The sequence below is a fragment of the Streptomyces regalis genome (assembly GCF_001509475.1).
Classification (GTDB): domain Bacteria; phylum Actinomycetota; class Actinomycetes; order Streptomycetales; family Streptomycetaceae; genus Streptomyces; species Streptomyces regalis.
Map to the genome: position 1 here is coordinate 1 of NZ_LLZG01000385.1, position 17,144 is coordinate 17,144.

At 70.5% G+C, this 17,144-nt stretch carries 19 protein-coding genes and 3 pseudogenes; 11 read left to right on the forward strand and 11 right to left on the reverse strand.

The window, feature by feature from the left end:
• Positions 1-98 (forward strand): DM13 domain-containing protein (locus ADL12_RS51660; protein ID WP_167364396.1); only part of this gene is annotated, 98 nt, incomplete at its 5' end.
• 156 nt (positions 99-254) lie between these two features.
• Here the strand turns inward: ADL12_RS51660 and ADL12_RS39055 are convergent.
• The 3 genes from ADL12_RS39055 to ADL12_RS39065 form a co-directional block, all read right to left on the reverse strand.
• The gene (locus ADL12_RS39055; protein ID WP_062712085.1) at positions 255-686 is read right to left on the reverse strand and encodes a class I SAM-dependent methyltransferase; all 432 of its coding nucleotides are present in this window, start codon (positions 684-686) and stop codon (positions 255-257) included.
• 71 nt (positions 687-757) lie between these two features.
• Positions 758-1,132: an ArsR/SmtB family transcription factor gene (locus ADL12_RS39060; protein WP_062712089.1), complete on the reverse strand. Its 375-nt coding sequence runs from the start codon at positions 1,130-1,132 to the stop codon at positions 758-760.
• Between the two features lie 571 nt (positions 1,133-1,703).
• Positions 1,704-2,468, reverse strand: coding sequence for an MBL fold metallo-hydrolase (locus ADL12_RS39065; protein ID WP_062712092.1), 765 nt, complete (start codon positions 2,466-2,468; stop codon positions 1,704-1,706).
• A gap of 585 nt (positions 2,469-3,053) precedes the next feature.
• Here ADL12_RS39065 and ADL12_RS51670 point away from each other — a divergent pair.
• The 3 genes and pseudogenes from ADL12_RS51670 to ADL12_RS58700 form a co-directional block, all read left to right on the forward strand.
• A pseudogene (locus ADL12_RS51670) lies at positions 3,054-4,204 on the forward strand (SidA/IucD/PvdA family monooxygenase); the annotation flags it as partial.
• A 5-nt stretch (positions 4,205-4,209) separates the two neighbouring features.
• Positions 4,210-4,490, forward strand: a pseudogene (locus ADL12_RS57280) (MFS transporter); the annotation flags it as partial.
• A gap of 17 nt (positions 4,491-4,507) precedes the next feature.
• Positions 4,508-4,630, forward strand: coding sequence for a hypothetical protein (locus tag ADL12_RS58700; RefSeq protein WP_425265196.1), 123 nt, complete (start codon positions 4,508-4,510; stop codon positions 4,628-4,630).
• Here the strand turns inward: ADL12_RS58700 and ADL12_RS57285 are convergent.
• Positions 4,626-4,838, reverse strand: a pseudogene (locus ADL12_RS57285) (hypothetical protein); the annotation flags it as partial. The gene ADL12_RS58700 and the pseudogene ADL12_RS57285 sit on opposite strands and share 5 nt — an antisense overlap.
• Positions 4,839-5,120: 282 nt before the next feature.
• Here ADL12_RS57285 and ADL12_RS39080 point away from each other — a divergent pair.
• Both ADL12_RS39080 and ADL12_RS39085 read left to right on the forward strand, forming a co-directional pair.
• The gene (locus ADL12_RS39080) at positions 5,121-5,654 is read left to right on the forward strand and encodes a TerD family protein (protein WP_062712098.1); all 534 of its coding nucleotides are present in this window, start codon (positions 5,121-5,123) and stop codon (positions 5,652-5,654) included.
• 348 nt (positions 5,655-6,002) lie between these two features.
• Entirely contained in the window at positions 6,003-7,499 is a 1,497-nt protein-coding gene (locus ADL12_RS39085; RefSeq protein ID WP_062712101.1) for a vanadium-dependent haloperoxidase, read from the forward strand.
• Between the two features lie 221 nt (positions 7,500-7,720).
• Here the strand turns inward: ADL12_RS39085 and ADL12_RS39090 are convergent, their stop codons facing one another.
• Positions 7,721-8,962 carry a nitrate/nitrite transporter gene (locus tag ADL12_RS39090; RefSeq protein ID WP_062712103.1) on the reverse strand — a complete coding sequence of 414 codons (1,242 nt, stop codon included), beginning with the start codon at positions 8,960-8,962 and terminating at the stop codon, positions 7,721-7,723.
• Between the two features lie 265 nt (positions 8,963-9,227).
• Here ADL12_RS39090 and ADL12_RS39095 point away from each other — a divergent pair, with 265 nt between their 5' ends.
• The gene (locus ADL12_RS39095; RefSeq protein WP_062712105.1) at positions 9,228-9,668 is read left to right on the forward strand and encodes a pyridoxamine 5'-phosphate oxidase family protein; all 441 of its coding nucleotides are present in this window, start codon (positions 9,228-9,230) and stop codon (positions 9,666-9,668) included.
• A 164-nt stretch (positions 9,669-9,832) separates the two neighbouring features.
• On the opposite strand, the gene ADL12_RS39100 is transcribed toward ADL12_RS39095, so the two are convergent.
• From ADL12_RS39100 to ADL12_RS39110, 4 genes are all read right to left on the reverse strand, one after another.
• Positions 9,833-10,804, reverse strand: coding sequence for an Acg family FMN-binding oxidoreductase (locus ADL12_RS39100; RefSeq protein ID WP_062712106.1), 972 nt, complete (start codon positions 10,802-10,804; stop codon positions 9,833-9,835).
• Positions 10,805-10,969: 165 nt separating this feature from the next.
• Positions 10,970-11,302, reverse strand: a complete 333-nt coding sequence (locus ADL12_RS39105) for an STAS domain-containing protein (protein WP_062712108.1) — start codon at positions 11,300-11,302, stop codon at positions 10,970-10,972.
• A 171-nt stretch (positions 11,303-11,473) separates the two neighbouring features.
• Positions 11,474-11,599: a hypothetical protein gene (locus tag ADL12_RS57885; protein WP_279617191.1), complete on the reverse strand. Its 126-nt coding sequence runs from the start codon at positions 11,597-11,599 to the stop codon at positions 11,474-11,476.
• 226 nt (positions 11,600-11,825) lie between these two features.
• Positions 11,826-12,815, reverse strand: coding sequence for an Acg family FMN-binding oxidoreductase (locus tag ADL12_RS39110; protein ID WP_062712110.1), 990 nt, complete (start codon positions 12,813-12,815; stop codon positions 11,826-11,828).
• A gap of 586 nt (positions 12,816-13,401) precedes the next feature.
• Here ADL12_RS39110 and ADL12_RS54515 point away from each other — a divergent pair.
• Positions 13,402-13,617: a hypothetical protein gene (locus tag ADL12_RS54515; protein ID WP_062712113.1), complete on the forward strand. Its 216-nt coding sequence runs from the start codon at positions 13,402-13,404 to the stop codon at positions 13,615-13,617.
• Positions 13,614-14,432, forward strand: coding sequence for a metal ABC transporter permease (locus tag ADL12_RS39120; protein WP_244188210.1), 819 nt, complete (start codon positions 13,614-13,616; stop codon positions 14,430-14,432). Before ADL12_RS54515 ends, ADL12_RS39120 begins: the two co-directional genes overlap by 4 nt.
• Positions 14,433-14,495: 63 nt before the next feature.
• On the opposite strand, the gene ADL12_RS39125 is transcribed toward ADL12_RS39120, so the two are convergent.
• Both ADL12_RS39125 and ADL12_RS58705 read right to left on the reverse strand, forming a co-directional pair.
• Positions 14,496-14,873, reverse strand: coding sequence for a hypothetical protein (locus ADL12_RS39125; RefSeq protein WP_062712118.1), 378 nt, complete (start codon positions 14,871-14,873; stop codon positions 14,496-14,498).
• A 314-nt stretch (positions 14,874-15,187) separates the two neighbouring features.
• Entirely contained in the window at positions 15,188-15,475 is a 288-nt protein-coding gene (locus ADL12_RS58705; RefSeq protein ID WP_425265195.1) for a DUF6059 family protein, read from the reverse strand.
• Between the two features lie 191 nt (positions 15,476-15,666).
• Between ADL12_RS58705 and ADL12_RS39130 the strand changes: the two genes are divergently transcribed.
• Entirely contained in the window at positions 15,667-16,362 is a 696-nt protein-coding gene (locus tag ADL12_RS39130) for an AfsR/SARP family transcriptional regulator (protein WP_244188211.1), read from the forward strand.
• Between the two features lie 2 nt (positions 16,363-16,364).
• Positions 16,365-17,138 carry a thioesterase II family protein gene (locus tag ADL12_RS39135; protein WP_062712125.1) on the forward strand — a complete coding sequence of 258 codons (774 nt, stop codon included), beginning with the start codon at positions 16,365-16,367 and terminating at the stop codon, positions 17,136-17,138.
• Positions 17,139-17,144 lie beyond the last annotated feature (6 nt).

Consider the following 17,144-nt stretch of genomic DNA (forward strand, 5'->3'; position numbering starts at 1 on the left):
TGCCCGAAGACGTCGATCCGGCCCGGTACAGCAGCGTCAGCATCTGGTGCGACCGGTTCGACGTCTCCTTCGGCGCCGCCGAACTCGCCCGTGCCTGACGGGTACTGGTGACGCCGGCGCCGGCGGTCGTTGACGCGCGGGGGGCGTAGCCGAGCTTGTCGTGGACGGCGGCGAGGTCGTCGGGGAGGGTCGAAGGCAGGCGGGCAGGTCGACAAGGGGGCGGCCGGGTCGGGCCCCTCGCCGACTCCCTGGCCTCAACGCCACAGGCGGCGCGGAAGGTCGCCTTCCGCGAAGAAGTGCACATCGTCGAGCACCCAGCCGTCGGCCAGGGAGTCGACCAGATCACGGTCGAAGAAGTGCACGGCGAACCCGCCGTGTTCAAAGATGTCGTCCCCATGGGCCGTGCCGGCTCCGAAGTGTGCGTGTGCTGCGGCCCGGGCCGCCTCCCGAAGCTGCTCCAGACCGGTCCTGCTGAAGTCAGCAGCCCGCACCGTGAAGCCCTCCCGCGCGAAGAACAGCGCGTCGCGACCGTGCCCCGCCCCCAGCTCCAGCACGTCACGTGCACCGGCCGCACCGAACACTTCAGCAGCATGGACGGCGGGCACGGAGGGATGCTCGCCGTACATCCCCGGGTGGGCGATGTACGTGCTCTGCCACTGCGCCCGCTGCGCGTCGGCCAGCTCCATCCCGTCGTCGCTCGCGTCTGTTCGCTCCTCTTGCCCAATCTGTACCGCCGACGCGCTCGGGCAGCGCGCGGTCACGCCGCAGCCGGTGCCGTGGCCAGCAGCTGGCCCATCGCGGCAAACACGGAGGGCTCCACCCGGTAGTACACCCAAGTGCCGCGCCGCTCAGAGGTCAGCAGCCCGGCCTCCTTGAGCTTCTTCAGGTGATGGGACACGGTCGGCTGGGAGACGCCGACGTCGGAGATGTCGCACACGCACGCTTCGCCGGCCTCATGCGAGGCCACCGCGGAGAACAGCCGCAGGCGGACCGGGTCGCCGAGCGCCTTGAACATCCGCGCGGCCGTCTCGGCCTCATCGGCGGTCATCGGGCGCTCGGTCAACGGCGGGCAGCAAGGCACCACACCCTGGCCGTCGGTCTCCAGCAGCGGCAGCACCTCGGCATTCGACATGCGTCTATGTTGACACACATCGAAGCAACCGGGCTGGGTTCACCTGTACCCCAGGCGGGCGGCCAGATGGCGGGAGATGCGGGCCGCGTCCCGGCCAACGCCTCGGAGGACGTTCGACGACAGACTTGGCTGCCACTCCAGCCCGGCGTATGCCAGACCCCGGTGGTTCCGGGAGACGCCCTGACGATGGAGGGGCCGCCCGGCGTCACCCAGGGCGCCGGGGAGGCCGGCGAGGTAGGGCAGGCCAGGCCAGGCCGGTAACGGCGCGGGAGCGGCAGTCGTCGATGACGAGTTGCATCGCAGGCTCGCGCAGGAAGCGGCCCGAGGATGCACTGACAGGCAAATCGCGACTCTGTCAAGATTTCCGTGAAGCCGATCATGCTTCCGTGCGCCGGTGACGCTCCGTTACAGGCGGCGTGACAGTCGCCGAGTGCGGGGAGCTGCTGCCGACCGTGTTGCCGCCGCACCTGGGCGGTGCACTCGTGGAGCAAGTGAGCCCCGAGCGGGGGCCGTAACGCATCGTGACCAGAACCTCGGAGTCGGTACAGGTTGCGCGAGCCACCAGAAGGCCCTACCGCCCTCGCGCCTGCTCCAGGTTCGACCGGTGGATGCCGGAGAGCCAGTCCGCATGCGGCCCCAGACGCGCATCGACCGGTTCCTCTCCTCGCCGGAGCGCGTCGATGTAGGCATGATCGGCGGCGAGGCGGGCCGCCACCTGGGGACCCTCGGCAACGGCGCCGTGGCCGGGGACCACGACATCGACATGCCTGGCGGCCTCATCCAGCCGGTCGAGTGCCGTCTCGTAGGCGCCCACCTGGTCGTCTTGGCGAAAGTCGAAGAGCGGGATCAGCACGTCGGAGAGCATGTCGCCGGCGAGCAGGACGCCATGGTCCGCGAGGAGGATCGCGGCGTGACCGACAGCGTGCGCCTGGTGCTCGATGATCTCGCCCGGCACGGGTCCGCCGTCCGCGGGCAGCGGGGTGACGAGCGCGACCAGCTCGAGAGGGATACCCGACGCGCTCTCCGCCGCCATCGCCTGCGCCCGCTCTCGCGCTCCACCGGCAACCCGGGCGCAGGCGGGGGTGGCGTAGCGCGGCACGTCGCCGAACCGGGAATGCCAGAGCAGGTGGTCCCAGTGGGGATGGGTGGAGAACCCGGCAACCACAGGAATGCCGAGCTGGTCCACGGCATCGGCGAGTTGGTCCAACTCGGAGCCATCGATGCCGGGATCGATCAGGATCAACCCATCCTCCCCGCGCACCGCGATGGAATTGCTCCAGACCCACTCGCTCTGCCGGACCCAGACGCCGTCGGCCACCTGATGCAGCTTGCCCATCTCCACTCCCATCGGTTGGTTACCGTGACGAGACTGCGATCCGCAGCCAAATTCATCGCTTTCGGCGCCCACTGGGCCCGATGGTGTGGTCGAGATGAAAGGAACGTTGTCGCCGACGTTCAGGTCATCCGCTGATCGGCCGTCCGCAGGGCGAGTCAGGTCTCCTCGCGACGCTGGAGTCGAGCCAGCGGTGAGGATCCCGTCAAGGCCGGCTGCGGGCCGCTATCCGCCCGCCGCCCTCCGTCTCCACGTCGGAGCCACCGTGAGCGCGCCGGACGGCGGCCACGCGGCGGCCCGTGCGGATGTCCGCATCCAGGCGGCGGTCGCCTCCAGCGCCACCGGCTTCAGACTCTGACGCAGCAGGGCATGCGCCGCCGCAAGGCCGGACTGCCCTGCGCCGAACACCACCACGTCGACGCGCTCCACGAATGAATAATTCGATGAATGTCTATGTTGACATATATCGAAACAGCTACCATGCCGGCCGCGCAAGCATCGACGGATGCCAAAACAAGCAAGGAGTCGCCGTGAACGCGCCCACCACCGAGCTGCCCGTCGTAGCGATCGGAGCCGGGGCAGCGGTGCGCGCACGTCCGTCTCTTCTCCACCTGGGGCGAGGTCACCGACCCGGTCGCCGAAAAACTCCTCGCCCCGACCGGCTGGAGCAAGCCCGACCCGGTGACCTACCCCTCCGGCGGGGACTGGGCCGAGCAGTACCTGGAGCCTCTCGCCGACGTCCTCGCCAGGCGCGTGCGCTTCGGTGCCCGGGTGACCGGTGTCTCCCGCGCCGGGCGCGACCGCATCGTCGACGCCGACCGCGAGACTCAGCCGTTCGTCGTCCACGTCACCCACGCAGACGGCCGGGAGGAGGGTCTGTTCGCCCGCGCGGTCATCGACGCCTCCGGCACCTGGACCACCCCCAGCCCCGCCGGCGGCAGCGGCCTGCCTGCCCTCGGTGAGAAGGCAGCGGCCGACCGGATCACCTACCGCGTCCCGGACCTGATGGACCGGGCCGTACGCGCTCGCTACGCGGGCAGGCGCACCGCCGTAATCGGCTCCGGCGCCTCCGCCTTCACCGCTCTCGCCCACCTGGCCAAGGCCGAGGACGGCAGCGGCACGAAGGCGGTGTGGATCCTGCGCCGCGGCATCTCCGGCTCCACCTTCGGCGGCGGCACCGCTGACCAGTTGCCCGCCCCCGGCGCCCTGGGGCTCGCGGCGAAGGCAGCCGTCGACGAGGGCTACGCCGACGCGGTCACCGGCTTCCGCACCGAGGCGATCGAATGCGACGCCGACGGCCGCCTGGTCCTCGTCGCCGAGGACGGCCGCCGTCTCAACGCGGTCGACGAGGTGATCGCGCTCACCGGGTTCCGCCCGGACCTGTCCTTTTTCTGTCCGAGATCCGACTCGGACTGGACGAGCGGCTCGAGGCCCCGGTCGCGCTCGCACCGCTGATCGATCCCAACCAGCACTCCTGCGGCACCGTCTACCCCCACGGCCACCGCGAACTCGCCCACCCCGAGCAGGGCATCTACCTGATCGGCATGAAGTCCTACGGCCGCGCCCCGACGTTCCTGGCGATGACCGGCTACGAGCAGGTCCGCTCCGTGGTCGCCGCCATCGCCGGGGACCTGGAGTCCGCCGACCGCGTCGAACTCACCCTCCCCGAGACCGGGGTGTGCGGCGGGGCCGGACTGTTCGACGCCCCCGAGGCCGACCAGGCCGGGGGCGGCTGCTGCGACTCGTGACCGCTCTCAGCACTCGCAATGGCCGGGCCGCGACCGGATCCAGGGACCGGTCGCGGCCCCGCGCCACCCTGCCCGCCTCTGCGTCACACAGATCACCAGCTGGAACATCGTCCACTACGCCTTCCCCGTCCTGAACCCGCAGATCACGCCGCCACGGGCTGGTCCACCGGCGCGACCACCGCGGCGTTCTCCCTTGCCCTGGTCATCTCCGCGCTCGCGGGGGATCCGCATCGGCCGCGTACGCGACCAGGCCGGCCCGCGAATGGTCATGACCGCGACGATCCCGAGGCACCCATGCTCCCGGACCGCGAGGTGCCGCGGCTGCAGCCGTTCTTCCAGCAGGCCCTCGTCGACGGCGACCATCGGCAGGGTCTCGGGGATGTCCAGGACGACGGCCGACTCGGGGTCGGGGGGTGACCGCGGCCTTGATGCCGGCCGGCGGGGTACGCAGGTCGTGGCTGACGGTGGCCGGCAGCGCGGTGCGGATGCGGTTGCCCTCGGCGAGTTCCTTTGCCTGGCCGGCCTCTTGCTGCAGGCGCCGGCGGACCAGGACTACGGCGGCCTGTGCGGCGAAGGCGGCCTGGACCCGGCAGTCCTCGGCGGGCAGAACCCGGCCAGCAAGGGCCGGCACCCGTCAGTGCACACTGCGCCGGTGGGCATTGCCCTCGCATGGGGAACATCAGGGGGAACAGGCATCCGCCGCAGCTCACAGCAAGGCTCCGGCCAGAGATTCCGCACGCGTACGAGGCTCTCCGGGATGCAAGCCAAGGGGACACGGGTCAATGGCCCAGGCTCACAGATCCGCCGAGAACCCAGGCACGCGAGGCATCAACAGAATGGCCGAGAGCCATACTTGGGCATGCGGAGATCATCCCGCGGCGGCCTGATACGGGAGGGGCAGCGTCCGGTGAGCAGCCACAGCGCAGGACTCGGCAAGGTCGAGGTCAGGCTCCGGTGGGATCCGAGCCCCTGGAATGAGCCGCCCCATCATCTCGACATCGTCGCCGCGACCTACTCGGCGGATTCCCCTCACGGACGCCCCCTGTACGTCGTCCACTTCGACAGCCGCTCACCGGACGGCACCATCAACATGAGCCGGCACAGCCAGACCGGTCAGGGTTTTGGCTTCGTCGAGGTGATGGTCCTGGAACTCGACCGGCTGGCGTCCTCCTACGCGCGGGTGGTCGCGGGTGTGGCGATCCATCAGAGCAGCGGCCCCAAAACCTTCGGCGACATAGCGAACGCCGGGGTGCTGGTCGTCGACGGGTACAAAGAGCTGCTGGCATACGACTTCGCGCAGGTCGCCGACTCCACCGCCGCGACGATCGCGGAGTTCACCCGGAGTGCCACCGGAGCCTGGGAGATGCACGAGATCATCCGAGGGTACGACAGCCACCCGGCGGTCTTCGCCATGGAGATGGGCAGGGCTCCACAGCCCTGAGCCGTCCCGCCCTCCATGCGGTCAAGCCCTCTCCGCTCGCGCTTCGACGGCCTCGATGCCGGTCGGGCGGCCGGCCCGGCTGCACCGGCGAGCGGCAAGCGGCAAGCGGCAAGCACCGCCACTGACGAAGGCGTGCCATCGGAGCGGATCCGGCGTCGTGCGCGGTGGCGTTCCGCCGCGGACTTCGCCGTATGCACCGATCCTTGCCGGACCCATCCGGAACCCAGCCCCGCATATGTAGAGATGTCGCCGATTGCCGTCTATTGCGCAACTATTCCTGGGTGCCCGGTGTCTTATGAGACGAGTGCGATGTCACGCACAACTCATGGGGGAATACGGGGGATTCGTATGAGTGATCGTCGTTTTGCCGCGCGCGACGCGCGGGTCCGGGCCGCCGAGGCGGAGTTCCAGCGCCACGTACCGGTCCACGCCTCCAACGGGGAGGAGACGGACCACCCCTTCGTCGCGAACTACTCCAAGGGATTGCCGCACAACAAGTTCGGAGAGGTCGACCCGGCCGCGTACCACCTGCTGCGCCGGGCGCTGGCCACAGGCAGCTACGAGGACTTCGAGCGGATCCCGCTCGCAGACACCCGCAAACTGACCAACCCGCAGGCCGGGCTGGCCTTCGACCCGCAGGGCCCGGACGCCCAGGCCCTGTCCATGCCGCCCGCGCCGCGCATCGACAGCCCGCAGAATTCCGCCGAGGCGGTCGAGCTGTACTGGATGGCGCTGTGCCGTGATGTGCTGTTCACCCGGTTCGGTGACAGCGAGCTGGTCGCCGAGGCGGCCGGTGAGCTGAGCGGGCTGGAGGACTTCCGGGCGCCGAAGCTGGACGGCCGGGTCACCCCCCAGACCATCTTCCGGGGCGACACCCGGGGCGATCTGGCCGGGCCGTACCTCTCGCAGTTCCTGCTCAAGGACATCCCGTACGGCACGCTGCTGATCGACCAGCGGCAGGACACCCTCGTCCGTCCGGTCGACCACCTGACCACCTGGGGTGACTGGCTGGAGGTGCAGAACGGCTCCGAACCCGAGCCGGACGAGCGAGACTTCACCCACCGGCGCTACATCCAGACCCCGCGCGACCTGGCGCACTACGTGCACTTCGACGCGCTGTACGAGGCTTACCTCAACGCCGCGCTCATCCTGCTGGGCAACAACGCCCCGGTGGACGCGGGCAATCCGTACAACTTCTCACGCAACCAGATCGGCTTCGGGACGTACGGCGGACCGCACATCCTCTCACTGGTCACCGAGGTGGCCACCCGCGCGCTGAAGGCGGTGTGGTTCCAGAAGTGGTACGTGCACCGGCGGCTGCGCCCCGAGGAGTTCGGCGGCCGGGTCCACCAGCAGCTGCGCGGGCAGCGCGAGTACCCGATCCACTCCGGCGTGCTGGACTCGGTCGCCGTGAAGCGGGTCTTCGAGAAGCACGGCAGCTACCTGCTGCCGCAGGCGTTCCCGGAAGGCAGCCCGACCCACCCCTCGTACGGCGCCGGGCACGCCACCGTGGCCGGGGCGTGCGTGACCATCCTCAAGGCGTGGTTCGACGAGTCGCACATCCTGGCCGACCCGGTCGTGCCCACCACGGACGGCACCGCCCTGGAGCGGTACACCGGCCCGGACGCCGACCGGCTCACCGTCGGCGGCGAGCTCAACAAGGTCGCCGCCAACATCGCCACCGGCCGCAACATGGCCGGCGTCCACTGGCGCACCGACTACACCCAGGCCGTCCGGCTGGGCGAGGAGATCGCCATCGGTGTCCTGCGCGAGGCCAAGGAGGCCACGCTGGAGGACGCGGCCTTCACCCTCAGCCGCTTCGACGGCACCACCCTCTCCATCTGACCGCCTCCGGACCGGCCGGCCCGGTGCCGCGGGAGCCTGCGGCACCAGGCCGGTCAGCGCAGTGCGTCGAGGGCGGTAAGGATGCCGGCCGGTTCGGCGCGCGTGCTGTAGTCGGGGTCTACGCAAGCCCAGCGAAGCGTGTTCTCGGGCCGCCTACCGCTCGCCGTCGTCGTCGATCAGACGCCTGTGGAGCTCCATGGTCATCGCGTGGATGGCCCGGGTCAGCTCGGTGTTGGTCTTGAACTCCCGCGGGTGACCGCGCGGCGTACGCCGGCTTCGGTGAAGGTCAGTGCGGCGGCGGCCACCAGGCCCAGCAGGACGAGGCCGATCGCGTAGGAGCCGTACGCGCCGTACAGCGAGCCCATCAGCAGCGGCGGCACGAACCCGCCCAGGCCGCCGGCCGCGCCGACGATGCCGGTGACCGAGCCGACCTTGTTGGCCGGGGCCAGCAGGGCGACCAGGGCGAAGGTGGCGCCGCTGCCCGCGCCGAGGGCGGCAGCCATGGACAGGAACGCGATGGTTCCGACCGGTGCCAGGGACGGGGTGAAGGACTGTGCGAGGGCTCCGGCGAGGACCACGGCCAGCGATCCGGCCAGCACCTGCACCGGGCCGAGGCGGTCCGACAGCCAGCCTCCAAGGGGGCGCATCGCCACTGCGAGGAGCACGAAGCCGGCCATGCGGTTGGCGGCGTCCGCCTGGGTCAGCCCGTAGCCGGTCTTGAGGTAGGTGGGCAGGTAGACGGAGAAGGCCACGTAGCCACCGAACGCGACCGCGTACAGCGCGGATGCCTGCCAGGTGATGCCGAGCCCCAGTGTGGCGGCCAGGCGGCGGGCGAGCGGCTCGGTGGGCACCGTGCGGCCGGGAGCGTCCCTCAGGAGCAGTGCGGCCGCGGCAGCGTAGACCGCGAGTACGGCGGCGGTGATCAGGAAGGGGTTGGCCATGCCGTGGGCGTCGACGAGCTTGACCGTGGTCAGGGCGCTGATCGCGGTGCCGCCCATGCCGGCGCCGAAGATCCCGATCGCCAGTCCGCGCCGTTCGGGCGGGAACCACGCGCTGACGAAAGGCACCCCGACGGCGAAGGCGGTGCCGCCGATGCCGAGGAAGAAGCCGCCCACGAGCAGCGCGGCCAGCGAGTCGTGCCCGGCGAGGCCCAGGTAGAGGACCGGGACGATGGTGGCCGCCGACACCAGCGGGAACATCACCCGGCCGCCGAACCGGTCGGTCAGCGCACCGACCGGGATCCGCCCGAGTGAGCCGACCACGACCGGCACCGCCACCAGCAACGACTGCTCGAACGAGGACAGCCCGAGGGAGTCCTTGAAGCGCGGGCCGAGCGGGCTCAGCAGCGCCCAGGCCCAGAAGTCGACGGCGAAGCCGACCGTGGCCAACGCCAGCATCAGCCAGGCCCGCCCGGACACGGACTCGGCCGGTGCCTCGCTTTGCTTTCTAGACGGCAGGAGCATGCCGCCCGCCCTTCCTGCTCGCCATGGGCGGCCCCGGTTGTCGGTCCGGGGCCGCAGGCCCTGCGGCCGCTCAGCGCGTGCCGGTGACCTGCTGCCACTATCCGCATCGCGACGCTCTGAACGGGTGGGCCATCAGTCCTCGATCACCGGGCCCGGCGGTCCCCGGTTTCTGGGCCGGGTGGCAGCAGGACCGCGCACCCGTCCGGGGTTGGTTGGGGCCGGTCGGCCCTAACAGGGGCTCGGCCCCGGGAGGGAGCATGGACTGATGTTCCACAACGACGGCTTTCGCACGCTCGACCGGCAGGAGTGTCTGCGGCTGCTGGCCAAGGTGCCGGTCGGGCGCATCGTCTACACCAGGCAGGCGCTGCCCGCAGTCCTGCCGGTCAACTTCTCCCTCGACGCGGACTCCTCCGTGGTGCTGCGCACCTCGGCCCGCTCGGAGCTGGTGCGTGCCGTCGACGGGGTCGTGGTCGCGTTCGAGGTGGACGAGTTCGATGCCTCCACTCGGTCCGGGTGGAGCGTGGTGGTCACCGGCCGGGCAATGGTGGTGACCGACCCCGCCCAGCACGAGCGGCTGCTGCGGACCGGCCCCCGTTCCTGGGCGGTCGCGAGCGACGGGGTCTTCGTACGGATCGAGTCCGAGCTCGTCACGGGGCGGGAGATTGTCGGCGCCGAAGACGCGGTGGGGGGCAGCGCCTCACGCTGAGCTTCGGCTCATGCCGGACAGCACCCGGCGGCGATGCAGGGCCGCGCAGATGGTTCAGCCGGACGTCGCCCTGCCTTGGTGTCTGGCGGTCTGTCTGCGTGCGTTGCGCGGCGGCGGCCGCGCCGCCCGTCACTGTCCGGTCTTTGGGCGGGCAGCCTCGGTTTTCAGGAGCTGTCCGGACGGGCTGTCGCCCGCGGGGTCCTCCCGCCCTCGGGGCCGTAGCCGAAACGGATCAGCAGCTGCGGGCAGCACCGCCTTTGTCGGAGGCGGGCCGCATCGCGCAGATCCGGCCACTCCATCGCCTGGTGCAGCATGGAGGTCCGCAGCCCGTACTCAGTCGCCGTCAGCAGCACGCGCTCCAAGCCCTGCCCCGCACGCAGCCAGTTCTCCGGTCGGTCGTGCGCGGTCCACAGCAGGGCCAGCTGGGCGTGGCGCTCGAAGCGCAGGGCCGGCAGGCGCAGCACTGGCAGCGGGCCGGTGAAGTCCCGCATCGGCATTCGCCCTGCTGTGTCTTGCGGACCGAGGGCAGTGAACGGGATTCCATACGGCGTACTCGCTGCCGGGGCGGTGATCCAGGTACGTGTTTCGGCGGTGCGTGCCGGGCTGGCCTGGTTGCGTGCCTCGACCGCGGCGGTCAGCCGCAGCAGCCGACGGGTCCCGGCGATGCCCGGTACGTGCAGCCGCGCGCCCTCGGCCTGTGCGGCCGCGACCATCTCCGCGACGACCGGCTCGGGCACCGGGCGGCCGGTGAACGGCATCCGGCTGGTGTGGCGCCGCTCGATGGCCGGGTACAGCCACTGGTAGTCCGGCGGGTCGCCCGCGGCGCGGGTCAATTGCACGGTTGCCAGCAGGTCGGCATGGGCGGGATCGGGCAGCAGCCGTACGACTGATTCCCAGCCCAGGTGCGCGACAGCGACGCGGAGGTTGAAGAGCGCGGCGCCCACGGACAGGTGCCGGGCGCGTTGCTCCGGATCGGCCAGTGGCAGTGCCCGTCTGCGGTCGGCGCGGACCTCGATGGACCGGGTGGCCGGGTCCATGCCGAAGCGCCAGGGCTGTGTGTTGTGGATCGAGGGCGCCGCCACCGCTGCTGCCAGCAGCGTTTCCAGCGCGGTGGCATCGATCTCCCGGGTCGGCATCGCGGCTCCTCACTCGTCCGGGGAGCCGCCTGTGCGGGCGCGGTTCCCCGTGTGCCCTCCACCCTCCGACGGCGGCGAGCGGGTGGCGAGGGCCGCCAGTCCCTCGCTGCGGGCCGAGGGGCCCGGGGCCTGGAGTCCACAGGGGCAGAGTGCGCCACGCGGTGGTCAGGCGGCGCGCATCGCGGTCGGGAGATCGGGGTGGACGTCGAGCAGGTGATCGGCTCCCGTGATGCGCAGCACCTTGCGGCTGATGCGGTGGCGTGCCGTGATCCGCAGGACCCGGCCGCATCGCGTCGCGACCGCGTGGGCGCGTTCGAGGAAGGTGACGCCGTCCGTGGTCAGGAGCGAGCAGCCGAGGTCCACGATCACTGTCCGCTCGGGACTTTCCCGGATCGAGGTGTCGAGTTCGGCCGCGAACTGCTCGACATTGGCGATGTCGACGACTTCGTTCACCTCTACGATCCGGTGGCCGTCGATGTCGTAGATCAACAGTGCCATGATCGGCTCCGGCGCAGTGTCATGTCATACCCGGGAGCAGCCGTGGCCCGGCCGTGCCCCGAGGATGCCTGGAAATGGGTTTGTCCTACCGACTACCCGTTGTCAGCGGTTCATCCCTACGGCAGCGACTGCCGCCGGCAGAACCTCAGCGCTGTCTCCCGCCGGGAGGGGTTACGTGGCGGGCAGCGCGGTGGCCAGCAGCACGACGCCGACACCGGTCGCCGAAGGAGTCTGGAGCTGCTGTCCGACCATCAGTAAGGAGCGGAGCACATGACCGTCAAGGACACCGGTGTCCATGCCACCACCGTCGCTGTGCACCCGACCGAACGTGCCGTCGCTATGACGACCGCCTCTCACCCAGCACGGCTGGCTGCGGCTCGAAGCCGACAGCGACCGCGTCCTGCGGATGCTGAGCGCAACGGGGCTAAGCGGCGCGGCTTCGAGACCAACGGCTGTCTGCCCGAAGCTCCCGCTCCCGGCGGAAGCCTGTCCGGCGCAGCGGGCTGACGAGGCCGTTGCCCCGTCACTCGGCGTCGTACAGCTGCTCCGGTGCACGTCGCGGACTGGCCGGGCCCTCAGGGCCGTACCCGAGCCGAATCAGCATCTGCGCGTGCCCTGTCAGGTCCGGTACAGGACTCAGGTCGCGGCGCAGGTCGGGCCACTCGATCGGCTGGTGCAGCAAGGAAGCGCGCACACCGTACGCCGTCGCCACCAGCAGGACGTGCTCCAGCGCCTGTCCCGCGCGCAGCCAGTCACTGCGGCGGTCGTGCTCGGTGGCCAGCAGGGCCACCACGGGGTGGGACTCGAAGGGCTTGGCGGGGAGCCGCTCGGTGTGCCGCTGTGCGGTGAAGTCGCGTATGGGGAACTGCTCGTGCGCGTCCTGCAGCCCCAGTGCCGCTCGCGGTATGCCGAGATCTGCGGAGTCGTCCGGGTCCCGGTGCACCCATCGGCGGCTCTCCACGGCCCGGTCGGGGTCAGTGCGATTGCGGTGCTCGGCCACCCTCGCCAAGCGCAGCAGCCGTGCCGTCTCGGCAGCACCGGGAAAGGTCAGCAGGGTGCCTTCCGCGTGGGCGGCTTCGCCGAGTTCGGCCCGCACGTTCGGCGCAAGCGGCCGACCGGAGAACGGAACCCGGCTGCTGTGCCTGCGCCAGATCATCGGATAGAGATCGGCGCGGTGCCCCGCGGGTGCACGGCGGCCCGCCCCGGACAGCCGGAGGTTGGCGAGCAGGCTTGGATCCTCGGGATCCGGCAGCAGACGTACGACGGGGGTCCAGCCGAAGTGGGCCGCCGCAATGCGTAGGTTGAAGACAGCGGCGCCGACGGACAGGTGCAGGGCCCGACCGACGGGATCGACGTGGCGCAGCCCCCGTTCCGGAACGGCGTGCACGTCCAGTGCGGCGGTCTCCGGGTCGAGCCGGAAGCGCCACGGCTGGGTGTTGTAGATCGAGGGGGCGGCCACGGCGGCCGAGATGCAGGATTCCAGGGTCGCCGCATCGAGGGGCACGGTGCGCATGCCGGCCTCCTCCCGTGCAGACGGTGGACAAGTACTGGCGTCCTACGAGCGTGAGAGCACCGCGGCAGCATGGTGAGGGGCCGTTGGTCCCTCTTCCGGGCCCGGTCAGGGCACAGTCGCCCGCCCGCCACACAGGCGGAGACCGAGGGCACGTCATCGGCACGTACACGTCCCGGACCGAACGTCCCGCCGATTCGGCGTACTTGGCCCCGATCGGCCCTCCGCTTCCACCTGATCGGCCCATGACGCGGTACCGCTCGGGCTGCCACCTTCCTGTTCCACCTGATCGGCCCATGACGCGGTACCGCTCGGGCTGCCACCTTCCTGGGGTGACCACGAGGAGGTGCGGGGAGATGCGCGCGGATCCGAGCGTCGGGGTGCAGGTCGGCGGCCGTCGGTTCACCGCTCGCGCCCGGGTCGCGTCCCCGGCCGAACGCGGGCTCCTCTGACCCCAGATGGCCCGCATCTTCTTTTCCCGCTGTACGACGAGTACGCACAACGGACCGACCGCGAAATCCCGATCGTCCGGCTCACTCCGCAGGACTGACCCTGACTCAAGGAACTTGACGGGGCACATCGTCACCGGGTGGCCCCGAGTCAGTCCTGCACGGCTTCGGTGAAGAACTCCGGTGGTGCCTGCAGGTCGTGGGCACGGGACAGGACGGCGTGGGACGTCCCCACCCAGGAACTTCTCAACGACCTCTTCGGCCGCCTGGCCGACCCCGAGCAGATGCTGCGCGCCTTCGGCCTGGACACGGCGATCGCAGCCACCCAGGAGAGCCAGGAAGGCAGGGCCGCGTGAGCGTCGTGGAATTCCTCACCGATCCCTGGCAACTTCCGTTCATGCAGCGGGCGTTCGCCGTCGCTGTGATCACCGGGCGGGTGTGCGGGGTCGTCGGCGTGTACGTCGTCCTGCGCGGCATGGCGTTCAACGGCGAGACCGTGTCCCACTCGGCGTTCCCGGGCGTCGCACTCGCCTACGCCTTCCATGGCAACCTGCTCCTCGGCGGGGCGCTCGCCGGCCTGACCACCTCGATCCTCATCGCGTTGGTCTCGCAGAACCGCCGCCTGAAGGAGGACACCGTCATCGGCGTGTTCTTCTCCTGCGCATTCGGACTCGGCATCGTCCTGGTGTCCACGGCCGCAGGCGTCGGCGCGCTCCTGGTGACTGTCGTCCTGCCGTTGAGCAAGGAACTGGTCGCCGTCAGCCTCGACCGCGAGACGGCGAGGGCGGCCGGGCTTACGGTCACGTGGCTCGACTTGATCCTCTACGCCGTCGTCACCGCCACGATCGTGATGTCCCTGGAGGCGGTGGGCAACATCCTGGTCCTGTCCCTGCTCATCACCCCGGCCGCCGCGGCCCGCATGCTGACCGAACGGCTGTGGGCGATGACGCTGCCGGCTTCGACGTTCGGCGGCACGGGCGCGCCGGCCGGGCTGTACGTCTCATACGCCTACGACCTGGCTGCCGGCGGCTCCATCGTCTGCGCGCTGACCGCACTGTTCGCCGTGACCTGGTGCCTGGCACCCCGGCACGGACTGCTGGCCCGGTCCCGCGCCCGTCGGCACAACGGCGCGGCCTGGCAGTCAGCCGGCGAACAGGCGGTCTCGACGTGACAGCGCCCTCCAGCGGATACGGCCGATCCGTCTGCCCCAGGCCCTCGGGCGCGCCGTCGTCCCTCAGTTGAGGTGGGCGACGTGCTGCGAAGCGGGCGCCGCACGCAGCCGGTCGGGCAGTGTGCCGTCGTCCGGCATGCCGGCCCGCAGCCACGCCCCGACCGCGTCGGCGTCGGCCTCGGTGACGAGCGGGCCGAGACGTACGACGGCGCCCGTGGGCCGGCGGTCCACCGTGCACGGCTGTACGGCGGCGTGCAGCCCACGCCGGCCGCGGCAGCGCAGGAACTTCTCCAGACAGCCGGTGGAGACCATGACGCCGTGGGGGCAGCTGCGGATCGCCAGGCGCAGCCCGTCCATCACCTGATCGGTCCCGGCCTCGCAGGAGGCGCAGACGACAAGGGTGAAGGGGCGGTCCCGGCGGTCGCCTCCGGCGTCAGTCATCCTGCACTCCCTCCGCCACTGAAAATGGTTTCCATTTTATATCACCTCAATCCCAGGAGCGGCTTTGCCAAGAGCGGCCCGCCGACGGGCACCGCCACCACCTGGGCCGGACGAATCGCGACCGACACCGGCTTCGCCGAGGTCGAGCACACCGTCGAACTCACCGGCGTCTGCGCTGGATGCCGGCCCGCATCGGACGACGACGAAGGAGCACCACCGCCATGCCACCGGGATTCCACCCGAGCGGACCTCCGGGGCCGAACCCGCAGCTGCGCGATCCGAGCTGCGCATGGACGCCGTCCAAGCAGCCCCGGTCAATGATCGTTGTGCAGCATCCGTTCCAGGTATGTGGGCACCTCCCCCGGACACAGGCGCTCGGGATGGCCGGGCGGAGGGCCGGTCAGTGGCGGAGGAGGCCATGTGGGCGGCGGGACGTGGATCCACAGGAGGCCGAATCGTACGACCGCCTCCCCGATGGCGCGCACACAGCGCAGGGCAAGCTCACGCATCCCGTGAGAGTGAGGTGGGAGGCCAAAGCGGTTCCAAAGCCAAGCGCCACAGGATGGACCCGCGGTGGTCGAACACCGAACGTCGCGACGCATTTCGGCCAGCCCGTCTACGTACGTACTTTCTCCGATGTGCGGACGGTGCACGCCCCTGCACAGTGATGGACATCAAATTCGAAAGCAGGTTCCCAACATCCCTTGAGGTTTCGATGCGCTATGAGCTGCTTGGCCCGCTCCGTGTCTCTGACGGAGTGGGAAACTTCTCTCTCAGCGCCCCCAAAATGGAGATGACGCTCGCGACTCTGCTCATCGGGGCGGGCCGTGTCACCACCAAGGAACAGTTGATCACGGAGCTGTGGGGCGACAAACCTCCCAAGCGGGCCTCCGCGGCCGTGCATGTCTATCTCTCGCAGTTGCGCAAGTTCCTTGTGACCGCCGGGGACAGCGCAGGAGGCGCCATCCTCACCAAGCCCTCCGGCTATGTGCTCGTCCTCGACGATGCCGGCTACGACGTGACCGACTTCCAGGAGCTGATCCGCACCGGCCGCAATCATCAGCTGGCGGGGCATCACGAGGCGGCGCTGGAGGCGTTCGAGCTGGCACTGCTGCTGGTCCGCGGTCCGGTTCTCGACGGCATGGCCGAGGGCCCGGCACTCTCCGCGTTCAGCACGTGGGTGGAGGCCGAACAGCTGGACTGCCTGGAACTGTCCGTCGAGTCCCGTACCGCGCTGGGCCGGCACCGTGAGGTGATCAGCCTGCTCGACGGGCTGATCACGCGGTATCCGTTCCGGGAGTCGTTCTACCGGCAGCTGATGCTGGTGCTGTACCGCTCCGAGCGACAGGCCGAGGCCCTGCGGGTGTACCGGCGCGCACAAAAGGTGCTGCGTGCCGAGCTGGGGCTGGAGCCGTGCCGGTCGTTGCGCCGACTGCACCAGGCGATACTCACCTCCGACCGGCTCCTCGACCTGCCCATGGCGGTCTGACCATGGGGCGCGCGGACCGCGAGGTCTGGCTCAGGTGTTTCCATCCGAGCCCCGACGCGGCCTCGGAACTCGTCTGCTTCGCCCACGCGGGCGGCTCCGCCGCCGGCTGGCACGGCCTGTCCGAGGCCCTCTCTCCAGAGGTCGAGGTGCTGGCGGTCCAGTACCCGGGGCGGCACGACCGCCATCGCGAGGCTCCGGTCGGCGACCTGCACACGCTCGCCGACCGGATCTGCGAGGCTCTGGGCCCCGCAGATCGGCCCAGGACGCTTCTCGGCCACAGCATGGGTGCCTCGCTCGCCTACGAAGCGGCCGTACGCCTCACCGCCGGTTCGGTCGGCGAGCCCGCCGCGCTGGTCGTGTCGGGACGCCGCGCGCCCTCCCGGCCCCGATCCACCGGGGACCGGCTGATGGACGACGGCGCCCTCGTCGCGAAGATGCGGGCCCTCGGCGGCACCGGAGCGGCTTTGCTGGACGACGAGGAGATGCTCGGCATGATCCTGCCCGCGCTGCGCGGCGACTACCGCGCCCTCGCCTCCTACGAACCCACACCGGGCAGACCGCTGGCCTGCCCGGTGCTGGCCGTCACCGGCGACCGGGACACCGAGGCGTCCGTCGAGGACGTGGCGGCGTGGCAGCACCACACGTCGGGCCGTTTCCGGCTGCGTGTGTTCGAGGGCGGTCACTTCTTTCTGACCGACCATCTGGCGGCTGTGGCCGACCTCGTCCGTGCCCTGTCACCGGCAGATGTACGGCCGTCCGGCTCTCCGACCGCCTGAGCCGTC

What these genes read in the sequence shown, in the direction of transcription:
- ADL12_RS57885 (WP_279617191.1), bottom strand. Translation starts at nt 11,599, where the DNA reads ATGGACACCGGTGTCCTTGACGGTCATGTGCTCCGCTCCTTACTGATG.
- ADL12_RS39130 (WP_244188211.1), top strand. Translation starts at nt 15,667, where the DNA reads ATGACGCTCGCGACTCTGCTCATCGGGGCGGGCCGTGTCACCACCAAG.
- ADL12_RS58700 (WP_425265196.1), top strand. Translation starts at nt 4,508, where the DNA reads ATGCTCCCGGACCGCGAGGTGCCGCGGCTGCAGCCGTTCTTCCAGCAG.
- ADL12_RS39065 (WP_062712092.1), bottom strand. Translation starts at nt 2,468, where the DNA reads ATGGGCAAGCTGCATCAGGTGGCCGACGGCGTCTGGGTCCGGCAGAGC.
- ADL12_RS39100 (WP_062712106.1), bottom strand. Translation starts at nt 10,804, where the DNA reads ATGCCGACCCGGGAGATCGATGCCACCGCGCTGGAAACGCTGCTGGCA.
- ADL12_RS39090 (WP_062712103.1), bottom strand. Translation starts at nt 8,962, where the DNA reads ATGCTCCTGCCGTCTAGAAAGCAAAGCGAGGCACCGGCCGAGTCCGTG.
- ADL12_RS39060 (WP_062712089.1), bottom strand. Translation starts at nt 1,132, where the DNA reads ATGTCGAATGCCGAGGTGCTGCCGCTGCTGGAGACCGACGGCCAGGGT.
- ADL12_RS39135 (WP_062712125.1), top strand. Translation starts at nt 16,365, where the DNA reads ATGGGGCGCGCGGACCGCGAGGTCTGGCTCAGGTGTTTCCATCCGAGC.
- ADL12_RS58705 (WP_425265195.1), bottom strand. Translation starts at nt 15,475, where the DNA reads ATGCGTCGCGACGTTCGGTGTTCGACCACCGCGGGTCCATCCTGTGGC.
- ADL12_RS39125 (WP_062712118.1), bottom strand. Translation starts at nt 14,873, where the DNA reads ATGACTGACGCCGGAGGCGACCGCCGGGACCGCCCCTTCACCCTTGTC.
- ADL12_RS39110 (WP_062712110.1), bottom strand. Translation starts at nt 12,815, where the DNA reads ATGCGCACCGTGCCCCTCGATGCGGCGACCCTGGAATCCTGCATCTCG.
- ADL12_RS39105 (WP_062712108.1), bottom strand. Translation starts at nt 11,302, where the DNA reads ATGGCACTGTTGATCTACGACATCGACGGCCACCGGATCGTAGAGGTG.
- ADL12_RS39085 (WP_062712101.1), top strand. Translation starts at nt 6,003, where the DNA reads ATGAGTGATCGTCGTTTTGCCGCGCGCGACGCGCGGGTCCGGGCCGCC.
- ADL12_RS39055 (WP_062712085.1), bottom strand. Translation starts at nt 686, where the DNA reads ATGGAGCTGGCCGACGCGCAGCGGGCGCAGTGGCAGAGCACGTACATC.
- ADL12_RS39095 (WP_062712105.1), top strand. Translation starts at nt 9,228, where the DNA reads ATGTTCCACAACGACGGCTTTCGCACGCTCGACCGGCAGGAGTGTCTG.